Consider the following 14,950-nt stretch of genomic DNA (forward strand, 5'->3'; position numbering starts at 1 on the left):
TTATATTCCTTTCTCTAATTTAAATTTCATCATGTCCTGATTAATGACAAATTTTGAATAATCAATCTGATAAAATAATTTTTGTCCTAGGGTTGTTAAAGCTCAACAATCTGACTGCTTGTGATAAATAAATAGTTGTTGGTTATGTTTTAACAATAATAGAAATGTTCGAAAATATTCTAATGTTTGTTTATTGACCGTATTAATTAACCTAATTAAAGACAGTAATTGTGCTAACATTTTTCTGTTGTTGGTCATTGCAAAATCAGTCTGATAATAAATTGTGGAATTTGTTTTAATTAAATAACTACCCTTCTGTTCTGACCAGTTGACTTCACATTGATAAGCAAGACAACCTTCAATTAACATCAATTTATAAATTGTTGTTTTCATTAATGCTAAATTTTTCTTAATTTCTTCAATAAAGTTGTTTTGACCAGTGTCTTTTTCTGGTTCCAAAATACTAAAATTATTAATTTTTTGCAACGATATTAAAATCGTTAAAATATTATAATTATAATAATTTAATTCTTCTTCAATCGTATTATTTTTAAAAAAATTAATTCCTTTCTTTGTTAATAAATATATGTTACTACTTGGTTCTAAATGATAAAGAGCCCGATCTTGTTTCATAAGCTTAGTTCAAAAAACTTCTTTTGCTATTGTTTGTTGTTTTACTAAACTTAAACTTTCATAACACCAAGTTAAAGTGTCTTGGTCATCTAATATTATGTCAATTGTATTAACAATTTCATAATCACTATCTTCACTATCATTTGATGTTAATAATTCTAATGTGATAGTATTCCCTTTTTCTTTAAGGCTAATAATTCATAACTGAAAATTTTGATATTGACTAAGTTTGACATTAGTTTGATTCAAATCAGTAATTAATGTTTTAATTGCTGGTAGTAACATCATCGTCCTTATCGATTGATAATTGGTTGAAAATCATCTTCTAACGTAAACTTAACATTTTCATCAATTCAATCTTTTCGTTTTCTAGCATCATCACCCATTAAAGTTACAATTCGTTTTTCAGCCATAAGAGCATCATCAATTGTTACTAAAATTAATTGGCGTGTTTCAGGGTCCATTGTTGTTTCTCATAACTGTTCAGCATTCATTTCCCCTAATCCTTTGTAACGTTGTAATTCAAACTTATCTTTTAAAGTACTTAGTTTTGTTTTCAATTCATTTTCATCTCAAGCATAATCAATTTTTTTATTTTTAGTATTCAAAATTTTAAATAATGGTGGTAAGGCAATATAAACACGATGATTTTCAATTAATGGACGCATATAACGATAAAAGAATGTTAATAATAATGTTTGAATATGAGCCCCATCGGTATCAGCATCAGTCATAATAATAACTTTCCCATAATTAGCATCTTCAATATCAAAGGCATTTCCAACGCCAGCGCCAATGGCATTAATCATTACATTAATTTCTTCATTATTCATTAAGTCTTGCATTTTTGCTTTTTCAGCATTAATAACTTTTCCTCGCAACGGTAAAATTGCTTGGAAACGACGATCACGTCCTAATTTTGCACTTCCGCCGGCTGAATCTCCTTCCACTAAAAAGATTTCATTGCTTAATTTATTCCGGTTTTGGGCTGGTGTTAATTTTCCAGTTAATAATCGATCACTATTCCCCCGTTTTTTATTGTTTCGTGCTGCTTCACGAGCTTTTCGCGCTTCTTCACGAACATTTCGTGCTAATAATGCCTTTTCAATAATGGCATAAGCACTTGTTTTATTTTCTGTTAATCAAAAACCAAATTGTTTTGTGACAATTATTTCTACCGCTGTTCGTGCATCATAAGTTCCTAATTTTCCTTTTGTTTGTCCTTCATATTGAATTAAACTTTCTGGTACTTTTACGGAAATAATTGCTGTTAAACCCTCGCGAGTATCGGTTGAATCCAAGTTTTTATCTTTTTCTTTTAATAATCCTTCTTTTCGCGCATAATCATTAATAACTTTTGTTAGTCCGCTACGAAATCCAACAACATGACTTCCTCCTTCACTTGTTTTAACATTATTGGCAAAACTAAGTAAATTTTCATTAAATTCAGTTGAATATTGTAAAGCAACTTCAACTTCAATTTCCTTTTCGAGACCTTTCATCATTACAATTGGGGTAATGTTTTTTTTTCCTTCATTCATATAACTGATGAATTCTTCTAAACCATTATTAAATAAATATTCTACTGTTTTGTCAGCGCGATCATCAGTTAACGTAATTTTAACCCCACTATTTAAAAATGCTGATTCACGAATTCGTTCTGAAATTGTTGAAAAAGAAAAATCAATTACTTTAAAAATCTTTGAATCAGGTAAAAAAGTAACCGTTGTTCCTGTTTCATTTGTTGTCCCAATTTGTGTTAATGGTTGTTTTACTTGACCACCATTACCAAATTTAATATGTCAAATTTTTTGATCACGATAAATTTTAACATCAAAAACGGATGATAAGGCATTAACAACCGAAGAACCAACCCCATGTAATCCTCCCGATGTTTTATATCCGTCACCACCAAATTTTCCCCCAGCATGAAGAACTGAAAAAATAATTTCAGGGGTTGATTTTCCCGAAGCATGTTTTCCCGTTGGCACACCACGACCATTGTCTTGAACGGTAATGGCATTGTTTTTATGAATAGTAACATTAATTTCAGTACAATACCCGGCTAATGCTTCATCAATTGAATTATCAACAATTTCTCATACTAAATGATGTAATCCACGTACATCAGTTGACCCAATATACATCCCAGGACGTTTCCGAACAGCATCTAATCCTTCTAGAATTTGAATTGATGATTCATCATATTTTAAAGTGTTATTTTCTGTACTCATATTTTAATCATTCCTTTTAATTCTAATTTTCACTATAACTATCATATATTATAATAGTTTTATTTACAATTATTTACAAAATTATTTCTAATATACTATATAATAGTAAAAGAGAGGTGACAAAATGACATTATATGGATATCTAGGAACAATAATTGCTGCAATTATTGGATACTTAATTGGATCTTTTAGTTGATCAATTTTTATTAGTAAAACCCTTTATAAAATTGATGTTCGAGAATATCATTCAAAAAATGCTGGAGCCACAAATACTAGTCGTGTCCTAGGCAAAAAATGAGGTTTTGGGATTATGTTTTTAGACATGTTGAAAGTGACAATAACAATGTTTATTGCGTTTGGAATTAGTTGTATTAATATTAACGGTGTTAATTTTGGGTCAACTAGTTATTATATTCCAGCTTTTTTTGTTTTAATTGGACATTCATATCCAATTTATTATAAGTTTAAAGGAGGGAAAACAGTTTCTTCTTTTTTGGGGTTATTATGAATGACTAATCCTTACTATTTTTTAATTGCAACTGTCGTATGATGAACTACAATCTTTATTTGAAAACGTGTTTCTGTTTCTTCAATTTTAGCTGCTTTATTTACGGGTGCTTTATGCTGAATTCCTCAATTAAGTGGAATTGATATTATTAATTTTAATGGTGATTTATTACAGAATTCACATGTTGTTTGAATGAATTACTTACATTATGTTAATTATCATAATTATTATGATAGTTTAGCATTAATTAATATTGTTATTACTTTAAGTGCTATTTTCTTAATTTTTAAACATCATCAAAATATTGTTCGTTTATTCAAAGGAACTGAAAAGCCTTATGATTTTAAAGGTAAATCTGATTTAGCAGCAGGAAATATTACAACCAATAATGAAAATAATTCGGTAAAAAAAGCATAATTAATAATTGTAAATTACTTAGTAATTTACAATTATTTTTTTTGGACTGTAGTTTTATCACCATAATGATAAAATGGCGTATAATGAAACACTGCTTTGCCAAAAGTAAAAGTACCATCATAGCCCCCACCATTAGCAAAAATACGATCAATACCATTATAATTTCAATCGGTATTGTATCATCCTGTTACTTGCTGATAATTAAATAAATTAAGATCTAATATTTTTTTATCCTTTTCAGAATTAATAAAAATATTAAATAAGGTTTTTGGTAATTGAAAATTGCTTAAACCATTGGTAAGGATTTGCTTAAATGTAGTTTCATCAACCATAAAATTAAATCATGTTCCATCACTATTTAAATTATAAAATCTTAAAAAAGCAATAATTAAATTAGCAAAATTAGTTAATTTTTGATCTAAAGCTACTTCTGACAAAGTGATTGTTGTTTCAAAAGTCATGTTTTTATTATTTTTAACAATACCTTTTAAAGTCATTCCGTAAACATTAAGATAATCTAAATTTAATGTTGCCTTTGCTAAAGTCAATGTTTGATTTGTAATTTCATTTAATTTTGGTGCAATTCGTTGTTTATATTGTTGCACAAAATTATTGACATTAGCTGTTTCAATATTTTGCCCACCTCAATGATATAATCTACTATTTTCTCAATTTACTCGGTTATTATAGTAATAACCTTTATCGTTTCTATTATTAAATAAGGTATTTATTGTATTTACAAAATTCTTTTCTTCATTATAAGAAATATCAATATGGTTTAAGCGTTGATGACCTTGAATAAAATCTTTTAACATGATTTTATAGTTTTGATCTAAAGCAGTGTTATTGTTGGTAAAATCAATATTAAACTCATCATATAACGGTTTAAATAGTTTATTTTCAGTTAATTCAATAATTTCAATGTTTGATATTCATTGCAATAAATAATCTTGAAATTGCAGAATTGCCTTATCATTTAGTTTATTAAACAAAGCAAGATCATTTGTCATATTAAAGTTCGTTTGGTATGGTTGGCGTGCTGTTAAACCTTTAAACTGCACTTGGTATCAAACCATAAATTGAATATTAACAATTTTTAAATTTTCAATTCCATTAATTTGTAATCCTAAGCGAGTGTTAATTTCATTAATATCAACAAATTGCAAAGTAATATTGTGATCAATTTCTTGAAACATTAGTGGCTGACTATTTGGATAATAATTAGGATATTGATTGACAATTTGACGATTAACATTATCAAAAACAGCACGGAAAATAGTTAAAAAATGATTAATAACATAGCGATGATCAAGATTATTGAATTGTAATGTTAGTTTGGGATTATTAGTTTTATCAACTCATTGGTATGCTTTTAATAAGTCCGGATTATTGCCTAAAATAGCTTCTTGAAATAGAGCACTTTCAAAACTTTTTTGAGCAGTTTGAATAATCTCATTAAAAACTTCAAGATCATTAACAGGACTATCAGCTTTATCTTCATTTAAATTTGGGTTTGGAATGCAACTAATAATAGAAGTTGTTGCAGCAGTTGGTATCAGAGTTACACCGAATAAAATTAATAGTTTTTTCATTGTGTATTATTCTCCTTAATAATTGTTTCTAACAAACATATATTAATTTTATTAAAAAAAAAAAAAAAAAGCAAAGGGGTCCCCCTCGCTTTTCAATTTTAAATTAATTTAGTTTTATTTTCTTTTAGCATAAAAATTACCAAAATAAACAGCAGATCAAGGCGAATAAGCAATTGAACCATAGAAAGTTTTATCTCCAAACATAAAACTAAAACTATAACCTTTTCCACTAGCATTAATTTTTAAAGTATCATTGTCTTCTACATTTCATGTTGGATAGGTTTGTTTTAATTTACTAACCGCATCATCAATATTAAACAAATTAATACCTGGCAATTTATTAATTTCAGGACGATTAACAAAATCTTGCACTAATGGTTTTAACGAATTCATATAATTATTTGCTGCTTTCATTTTGTCAAAAACACTACTTGGAATATGAATAATTTGATGATCAGAATATACCTCAATTTGATATGTTTCGAAAAATTTTATAACAATTTGACTATATTCCATTAATTTTGTTTTTAATCCCTCTTTTGAAATTGCAATAAGAACTTCCAATGGTTTTCCGGTATTACCTTCAATTACACCATTTAATGTTAACCCAGCAACAGTTATTTTCGATAAATTAACAGTGAAACTAGCTAATTGTAAATCATTACCACTAATATTAAAAACATTTAATAGTTTCATTAAAAATTGATAAAATGTATCTACACTAACCTTATTAGCATTAAAACGGCCCTCTCCTGCTCAAACATAAGCTGTATTCTCTGGCCGTGATGGAACAGCAACCCCACTTGTAACATCATTTAATGCTCCCGTTTGTAATAACAATAACTCTTGGTCCGCGTTCCATGTAATATAATCTTTAATATTTGTTAATTCAGGGTCCTTATTGATTAAGGTTATTAACTCTCTTTGAATAATATTGTCTAAATCATCATGGCGTTTTGAATAATTAATATAAAAATTATCATATAAACTAGTAAATTCTGGTGCTTTATCTAAAATAATTTTGCCTTTTTCATTAAAGAAATTAACAATAACTTTTGATAATTTTGAAATAATTCCACTTTGTAATTCTTTTATTTTTGCAATATCATTTGAAATGGTATATTGAATGACATAATCAGATGTCACAACATATGTTTTAAACTGAACTTGAAATCGAAATTTAAAGTCGATTCGTGTTGCTTTTAAACCTTTTAAATTAGTTTCACCATTAATTTTTCCTAATGTTACAAGATCAATATAATTCAAAGTATAACTTGAATCATTTAATAATGTTAATGGTTTTGAATCAACATAATAATTTGAATAATCGTTAATAATCGCATTATTAATGTTATTAAAAATAGCATTAAATTTAGTATCTAAAATATTTAAAACAGGTATAACATCAGGCATATTTTTGTCTAAAACTTTTGTTGGTGATTCTTCAGTAACTAACGGGTATAATTTATCAAAGTCAACTTCAGAATAATCATTAGTATCAAGCATTGAACTATTTTGTGAATATTGTAAAAAAGCATTAGTTGCTCGTTTAGAAATTTTATCTAAAATTTCAATATCCTTAAAACTTCCTGTATTGTCATCAGATGATGTCTCATGATTAACACAGGCAATAAGAGTTGTCCCAAAAACCCCACTTAAATTAGCAATTGCTAATAAACTTAATAATTTTTTCATTTGATATTTCCTCTAAAAAGTAATATACTTTTTTCTTTTTTATAAATAATGATTATATTAACAAAAAAAAAAAAAAAAAGCAAGTACAAATTTAAAAATTACTTGAAAATTACTGCGTCCAATTTTGTCCACTTACATTTTATCCTACGTTTATTAGTGACGATCCATTTCATTTACTATGAATACGTTCAAAATTATAAAAATGAACATATAATTTAATATCACTTATTGCTTCATCTATACTTTGATATTCATCACAATGTATTTTCAGATAATGCATTATGACCAATTTTTTAATAATAACTCCTTATTATTTAATCTTTTAAAAATTTCATAATTAAATCACGAATTATCAAACTAACTTGGGGTAAATTTTTTTCAAATTGACTAGTTGCACTATCCCCGCTTGATTCTAAATAATCACTGACAATCTTAATACTAATCATTGGCAAATGGTGCTTTGCAGCAACTTGAAAAAAAGCAGTTCCTTCCATATCAACAACATCAATTTTATCTTTAAACTTTGTTTTAATATGGTTAAAATATTCTGCTTTATCAATGAAAATATCACTACTCCCTAAAACAGCTTGTTGACTATCTAATATTTTTGTTTCAGCTAATGTTAACAATGTTTCATTACTATGATAACTACTTACTTCTCCAGGAATTTGTCCAATTGCATATCCAAATGCTTGTGCATCAGCAAAAGTGTAATATGCTTCGGAAATAAGCAAAACAGTTAATGGCGGTAACCGTTTTTTTAAACTCCCAACAGTTCCAATATTATAAATTGTTTTAATGGCATAATCATTAATTAAGGTTGTTAAACTCATCGTGGCATTTACTAATCCAATTTTACTAATTGCAAATAATCATGTTCCCTTTTGATATAATTTAATATCATCATACTTAATGATTTCAGTTGGTTGTAAAGCTACTATTGTTGCAGATAATTCAGCTTGCATTGCACTAATAACTAAATTCATCGTATTATTTTCCTCGCTTTCATTCTTGATAAGTTAATTTAAGTTTATTTCCTAACAAAGCAAGACCCGTTTGCATCACAGCACGTTCAAATTGCATTGTTAATAATGCTTGAAATGCCTTCATTAAATCTTGCTCTGCTAAAGCACGATAACTTTCAATACCAGGATAATTTCGTTCCGCACTAATTTTATCAGCAACAAAAATTATCATTTCAAAGGGTGTCATTTGACGATGACCAACAGTATGCCATTTTATTGCTGATAAAATTTCTTTATCAGTAAATAAAAGGTCATATTTTAAATAACAATATCCTGTATATGAATGTCAAGTTGGAATTGGTTCTTTTAAGAAACTTGGCAAATATTTTGTTAAATAAACCTCTTGTTTTTCTTTTGCTCATTGTTTTGTAATATCATGATAAGTTCCCGCAATTAACGCTTTGTGAGAATCAAAGCCATGTCGTAATGCCAATTCCTGGGCCTTTTTACCAACATTTAAACAATGTTGATAACGCTCAGCATCCATATTTTTAGCTAACCGTTCTGGCAAATATAATAAGTTATTATTGATATAATTTCTAATTGCTGGTAATTGTAAATTAACTTTTTTTCCTTCTCGTAACAACGTTGAAGATAAATGTAAATTATTAGTAAAAGGAATTAAAAGTGCTTGATATTGTTGCAGAACACTTTGTTTAATCTGATCATCTCGTTGAAAAATAATAAATGTCTGCATTTTTATTAGTTCAGCAATATTATTTCATTTCCCTAATGTTTGTAATTGATCAGACCCAATCATAAAGTAAAACTGATGCATAGGAAATTGTTGTTGTAATTTTAAAACAGTATCGTAAGTTGTACTAGGTTTTGTGTTTTCTAATTCAATTAAATTAATTCTAACATATGATAATTTGCTAATTGCTAATTTAATCATTGCTAATCGATCGTTAGCGGGAGATAGTTTTCGTATTTTAAAAGGGTTTTGATTTGTTGGAATAATTCATACTTCATCAATATCTGTTTTAGTTTTAACCAATTTAATCATTGCTAAATGATCAGTATGAAATGGATCAAAACTACCCCCAAATAACGCTATCTTCATAATCCTTGCCTCCATCACCTAATTCTTTTTTAACTTCCCCCAAAATGAAAAAGAAAGAATAATTATTCATCTTTGTTTTTAATTCCTAATTCAACCAAAACATCTTCAACAGTGTCACGAACAATATGTTGAAATTGTTCAACGGATAAAGTAATTGTAAAATCATTATGTTGTTTTGAAACAGAATAATCTTCGTGCGATAATTTTTGTTTAATTTTAGTAATTTCTTTTTTATTCCCAGTAATTGCAATATTATCTTCTTTTGTTTGGTTTAACTCTTTCTTCTTTTTTGGTTCACCTTTTTGATCTAATTCTAACTTATGATCATCACGATGTGAAATTTTAATTCGATCCATAATATATGCCATTCGATCATTAAAATTACGTTCTTTAATTTGATTTAACATTTGTTGGAATTCATTTGGCTTTGATTGCGAACTATCACGAAGATGTTTTAATCGCTCTAACCGTTCTAATAAATTTTCATGTTCATTAACATTGTTTTCTTCTTTATACTTACTTATTTGACTCCGAGCGTTTTGAACAAGACTATGAATATTATTAACATTTTTTTGATCAACAGTTGGTTTTGTATTAATTTCTAAATTATCATCTTCTATAGCTGATAATGGTGTTTCACTAACAAAATTTTCTCTAAAATCAATGCCACTTGCTGCTTCAATATCATCATCAAAACTACTAGCTGACGCTAAATTAACAATTATATCCTGTTTTTTCTTTCTTCTAAATCATTTAAACATATCTTTTCCTCTAACTTATATTATATATTATATAATAAATTATAAAATTTCTTGAAGTTTTTTCTAACAATGTTATGATTATAATGTAATTGACAGAGGTAGCTTATTATTTTTAATAAGTTTGAGAAATACTCTTAGAACCTGATCTAGTTAAAACTAGCGGAGGGAGTTCAAATTGATTATTTATTAATTCAATAAATTTAGTTTGATCCTCATTTTCACAGATGTTAATTATAAAGTTATTTGTGTAAGGAGATTTTTTTATATATGGAGCAAAATCTAATTTTTAAATGTACTGTAAAACAACAACGAATTGTTTTATGATACAATAAATTAACAATTTTTATTCCAATTAGTTTATATTTAGCTTTTTTAATCACTCTTAGTGTTTTACCATTAGCAACACTAAGTACCATTTTGCACTTAGCAAATGATCAAAATTTTAAAAATATATCAATTTTTTTCATTGCAATTTGTGTTCTTGGTTTAATTTTTAGTATTATATATACCATTAGTACTTGATTAACTACTTATGAAGAATATATTAATTATAAAATGCAATTTATTATTTTAAATATTATTAGTCTTAATATTCTTACTTTAATTAGTAATATTATTATTTATAGTTATGAAGTCAAAGTTAGTGATGTCCTTTTTTCAAAAGCAAGCAAGAAAAAACGATTCTTAATTAATTTAGGAATTTGAAAATGAAAAACATTTGATTTTGTGATTATTGCAATGTTTGCCGCAGTAACCCTTGTCTTAGCTTTTTTAGAAACACTTATTCCGATTTTACCACATGGTGGAAGTATCGCTTTAAAATATATTCCATTAACAATTATTGCTTTTATTCACTCAGCACTAGCTGGATTTATCACAGGAGCAATTAGCGCATTAATGTCGCTTTTATTTATTTCGTCAGGTTTTATTGTTTCACCGTGATCATATTTATTAGATTACTTTATTCCAATGATTGTGCCTATGATTGCTGGATTTATGCGTTTTAAGGTTAATAACGATAAAAAGTACATTACATATATTAATTATATTATTATTTGTTTTAGTATTATTAGTTTAATTTATGTTTCACAAGTTGTAGTTGGCGCTCTAATTTGAACAACGTTATTCCCTGATTCAGTTTGACCAGGCTATACTAATTGATTATATTCAATTGTTTATAACTTTATTCATAATTTTATTTTCACTTATCCAATTATGCAAATTGTGATTCCGCTAGCGTTGCGGGGTTTAACTCCCGTCTTTTGACAACGTTATTTGAAATATGAAGGTTAAAAAACTTAAAAAACTAGGTGTTTTTTTCCCTAGTTTTTTTATTATTATGAAGGTTTATTTTTTTTAATAATAATTCTCATCATGTGTCATGCAATTTGACTTTTGTTTGTTGATGATAAATTGGTTTAAATAAATAAATGAGTAACAATCCTAACCCAATAATTGGAATTCCTAAAATAAAACTAATTAAGAACTGTCATGGTCGTGCTAAATCTTTTAATCCCAATGCTCAAGCAATATCACCAACAATATAATTCTCACCAAAATATTGGTTAAATAATTCCACTGTGACAATAATAATAATTCCGGTGATAAAACTAGTTTGAATTGTTTTTCGTGAAAACTGATAATTTGTTAAACCATATAAATAAACATACATAAAACCAAATAAAGTAAACGTATGACCAAAATAAAAAACATAATAACTTCATTCTAATATTGTTGGTTGTTTACTTGGAAAAATTAATGTTAAAATTGGTCCCATAATTCCTAATGGAAAAAAACAATCTAAAAAAATTTTATTTGGGTAAAATAACATTATTAATGCTACTCAAGCGACAATCGTACAAGAATATAAGGTAAAATAATTTGAAAAATGTTGTCATCCGCCATGACTTAACATTTCTCACATCCGATCTGCTTCCACAATGACTAGCCAAATTGCAATTCCAACTCGTAAATAACAATACTTGGTTGTTTTTGCATAAAAATTTGGAAAAATTCATAACGTTGTTCATAACAAAACGGATAAAATAATTGCTAAAACCCACGAAAAAATAACCATTTAATAAACTCCCCTTTTAGTTTTTTCTATGTCATTAATATTTTATCTTATTATCATGTTAATTGATATAAAACATGTTTTGATAATCAATTAGTTTTTGCTAAATTTGGATGATAAAACTCTTGTACTTTTTGCATCCCAAGTTTTTTCATAACATTTTCTGATCGATGATTAAAAACACTGGTAAAACTATAAATTGTTCGAAAAGGTAAATTATTTTTAGCATAATTTAAACATCCTCGTGCTGCTTCAGTTGCAAAGCCTTGTCCTCAAGCTGATTGTTTTAACCTTCATCCAATTTCAACACAGGGGGTAAAATCAACAGGGAAAGTAACATTATTAAAACCACAAAAACCAAGAAATTCATGTGTTGATTTTGCTTCAACAACATATAAACCATAACCGTTGGTTTTAAAATCAGTTTGAATTTTAGCATAAAAATCAGTTGTTTCTGCAGCTGATAAGACCTTTGGAAAATATTTCATTACCATTTGATCAGCATTTAATAATTGAAATGCTGATAAATCAGTAGGTTTTCACATTCGAATTATTAGTCGGGGTGTTTCAAATAAAATCATTTGGTACTCCTATTTCTAATTAAATCATAAATAAAAATGTAATTATCATTATTTTGATAATTGCATTTTTTTACTAATGGCATTAACAATATTTTCAACATTAAAACCAAAATATTCTAACACATCGTGGAATGGTCCTGATTGACCAAAAGTATTGATTCCAAAGTTTAATCCCGTATTTGAAGTATAACGTTCTCAACCAAAGGTTGTTCCTAATTCAATCGAAGCAATTAACGCTGTTGGTTCCAACAATTTTGTTTTATAAGTAATATCTTGCTTATCGAATAATTCTCATGATGGCATTGAGATTACTTTTACATTGATCCTTTTATCATGCTCTAATTTTTTCGCAACCGCAATAGCCATACTTACTTCACTACCTGTTGCAATTAAAACAACATCATTATGATGCTCTGAACCATAAACTTGATATGCTCCCTTTTTGACCATTTCAACGCTAGAATGTTCCAACTCTGGTAAATCTTGACGTGTAATTAAAATAGCACTTGGAGTATGACGAGACTGCAGCGCAAGATGATAAGCTCCTAGTGTTTCATTAAAATCTGCTGGACGAAAAACATTTAAATTTGGTTGACTTCGTAACATTGCTAATTGCTCAATTGGCTGATGTGTTGGTCCATCTTCACCAACAGCAATAGAATCATGTGATAAAACATAAATAACTGGGATTTCCATTAGTGAACTTAACCGAATTGCTGGTTTCATATAATCAGCAAAAACAAAAAAGCCACTAGCAAATGGTAATAAACCACGATGTAAACATATTCCATTATTAATAGCTGTCATTGCAAATTCACGAACTCCATAGGCTAGATTACGTCCCTTGCGATTTTCTGCGCTATAAACACCATCTGCTCCTTTTGCTTTGGTACTCCCACTTAAATCAGCACTACCACCAATTCAATTTGGAATAATGCTTGAAATGCGTTCAATAATAGCACCACTACTAATGCGGGTTGCTTGCGGTTTCGTTGGTTTTAAGTCAAGAAATTGTTGTGGATCAAAAGTAAAGTTCCCGTGAATTGCTTCATCGACTTCTTTTCCTAAAGCTGGGTTTTCCTGACAAAATGCTTCATACATTTTTAACCATTGTTCATATTTTTTAATTCCACGATTTTTAACATTAACTTCAAAATCATCATAAATTTCACCAGGAATTTCAAATGGTTTTTCGGTTCATCCTAATAAATTACGAACGGTTTCAATATCTGTTCCTAACGGTGCACCATGAACTGCTGGTGTCCCTTGTTTGGTTGCTCCAAATCCAATTATTGTTTTTACTTCAATTAAAGTTGGTTTATCACTATTTTTTGCTTTAATAATAGCTTCGTTAATTGCTTCAACATCATTACCATCTTTAACAAAAAGATAATTTCAATTTGCTGATTGAAAACGATCGCCAATTTTTTCACTTTGTGCAACATTAACCATATTATCTAATTGAACATCATTTGAATCAAATAGGACAATTAATTTATTTAACTTTCAATGTCCGGCTAAAGAAATTGCTTCTTGAGTTACCCCTTCTTGTAAATCACCATCACCACATAAAACATAAGTATAATGATCAAAAAGCGAATATTTTTTCGTATTATATTTTGCTGCCAAATGTGACTCTGCTAATGCTAAGCCAACTGCCGTTGCAATTCCTTGTCCTAATGGGCCAGTAGTAACATCAACCCCTGGTGTTAAATATGACTCAGGATGACCAGGAGTAATTGAATCAACTTGACGAAAATTTCGTAAATCTTCAATGTTAAGGTCAAATCCTGATAAATGTAATAAAGAATATAATAAAGCACTCCCGTGTCCTGCCGCTAAAACGAACCGATCCCGGTTAGTTCATTTATCAACTTGCGGATTAACATTTAGATGCTTAGTAAATAAAGTATAGGCCATTGGCGCAGCCCCAAGAACAATGCCCGGATGCCCTGAATTAGCTTTATTAATTGCTTCAATTCCTAACATTCTAATTGCATCAATTGATTTTTTCATTCTGTATTCTCCTTTTTTTATACACTGTTTAATTAATATTCATATTAACATTGTACAACGAATTAAAAGAAAGATATTTATAATTTGCAAAATAATTATTTAAATCTTACTTTTTTCTAATTATTAATTTATAATAAGAAAAAGTTGGCATTTCAAAATAGAAAAAGAGTGATGGTAATGGTTAAATATTTGTTTAAGAGTCGTGATGATGTCCTTTAGCTTTGCCAGAAGGAAGCATTTTAAAATACATAATAATGAATGGAGAACGTTATATGCAAAAGATGTTAAATAATATTATATTTGAAACAATTCACTCTTCTTTTTGGTTGATAATCTCAAATTTTATTTTTG

Annotated in this window: 12 protein-coding genes and 1 riboswitch; of the genes, 2 read left to right on the plus strand and 10 right to left on the minus strand. The window is 28.0% G+C overall.

The window, feature by feature from the left end:
• Together S100390_RS02825 and parE are read right to left on the minus strand one after the other, a co-directional pair.
• Positions 1–921 carry a hypothetical protein gene (locus S100390_RS02825; RefSeq protein ID WP_231918021.1) on the minus strand — a complete coding sequence of 307 codons (921 nt, stop codon included), beginning with the start codon at positions 919–921 and terminating at the stop codon, positions 1–3.
• Between the two features lie 5 nt (positions 922–926).
• Positions 927–2,867, minus strand: a complete 1,941-nt coding sequence (gene parE / locus S100390_RS02830) for a DNA topoisomerase IV subunit B (protein WP_070406777.1) — start codon at positions 2,865–2,867, stop codon at positions 927–929.
• Positions 2,868–2,991: 124 nt separating this feature from the next.
• On the opposite strand from parE, the gene plsY reads away from it, so the two are divergent.
• A complete protein-coding gene (plsY, locus tag S100390_RS02835; protein ID WP_070406778.1) occupies positions 2,992–3,792 on the plus strand; it encodes a glycerol-3-phosphate 1-O-acyltransferase PlsY in 801 nt (266 codons plus the stop codon).
• Positions 3,793–3,824: 32 nt separating this feature from the next.
• On the opposite strand, the gene S100390_RS02840 is transcribed toward plsY, so the two are convergent.
• From S100390_RS02840 to S100390_RS02860, 5 genes are all read right to left on the minus strand, one after another.
• A complete protein-coding gene (locus S100390_RS02840) occupies positions 3,825–5,384 on the minus strand; it encodes a hypothetical protein (protein ID WP_070406779.1) in 1,560 nt (519 codons plus the stop codon).
• 114 nt (positions 5,385–5,498) lie between these two features.
• Positions 5,499–7,079 (minus strand): hypothetical protein, encoded by a 1,581-nt coding sequence (locus S100390_RS02845; protein ID WP_070406780.1) that lies wholly within the window; start codon positions 7,077–7,079, stop codon positions 5,499–5,501.
• 314 nt (positions 7,080–7,393) lie between these two features.
• Positions 7,394–8,065 (minus strand): 5'-methylthioadenosine/S-adenosylhomocysteine nucleosidase, encoded by a 672-nt coding sequence (mtnN, locus tag S100390_RS02850; protein ID WP_070406781.1) that lies wholly within the window; start codon positions 8,063–8,065, stop codon positions 7,394–7,396.
• Between the two features lie 4 nt (positions 8,066–8,069).
• Entirely contained in the window at positions 8,070–9,167 is a 1,098-nt protein-coding gene (locus S100390_RS02855) for a nicotinate-nucleotide adenylyltransferase (protein ID WP_070406782.1), read from the minus strand.
• A gap of 62 nt (positions 9,168–9,229) precedes the next feature.
• On the minus strand, positions 9,230–9,928 hold the full coding sequence (locus tag S100390_RS02860; protein WP_070406783.1) for a hypothetical protein: 699 nt from the start codon (positions 9,926–9,928) through the stop codon (positions 9,230–9,232).
• Between the two features lie 84 nt (positions 9,929–10,012).
• A riboswitch (TPP riboswitch) is annotated at positions 10,013–10,113 on the plus strand.
• Positions 10,114–10,195: 82 nt separating this feature from the next.
• Between S100390_RS02860 and S100390_RS02865 the strand changes: the two genes are divergently transcribed.
• A complete protein-coding gene (locus S100390_RS02865; RefSeq protein WP_070406784.1) occupies positions 10,196–11,221 on the plus strand; it encodes an energy-coupled thiamine transporter ThiT in 1,026 nt (341 codons plus the stop codon).
• Between the two features lie 13 nt (positions 11,222–11,234).
• On the opposite strand, the gene S100390_RS02870 is transcribed toward S100390_RS02865, so the two are convergent.
• The 3 genes from S100390_RS02870 to tkt are packed head-to-tail and all read right to left on the minus strand — an operon-like array spanning position 11,235 to position 14,599.
• Positions 11,235–12,005, minus strand: coding sequence for a TMEM164 family acyltransferase (locus S100390_RS02870; protein WP_070406785.1), 771 nt, complete (start codon positions 12,003–12,005; stop codon positions 11,235–11,237).
• Positions 12,006–12,055: 50 nt separating this feature from the next.
• The gene (locus S100390_RS02875) at positions 12,056–12,583 is read right to left on the minus strand and encodes a GNAT family N-acetyltransferase (protein ID WP_070406786.1); all 528 of its coding nucleotides are present in this window, start codon (positions 12,581–12,583) and stop codon (positions 12,056–12,058) included.
• A 48-nt stretch (positions 12,584–12,631) separates the two neighbouring features.
• Complete coding sequence (gene tkt / locus S100390_RS02880; protein WP_070406787.1) at positions 12,632–14,599, minus strand: transketolase; 1,968 nt, start codon at positions 14,597–14,599, stop codon at positions 12,632–12,634.
• Between the last annotated feature and the right edge of the window lie 351 nt (positions 14,600–14,950).

It is taken from the genome of Spiroplasma sp. NBRC 100390, from assembly GCF_001886495.1.
Taxonomy (GTDB): Bacteria; Bacillota_I; Bacilli_A; order Mycoplasmatales; family Mycoplasmataceae; genus Spiroplasma.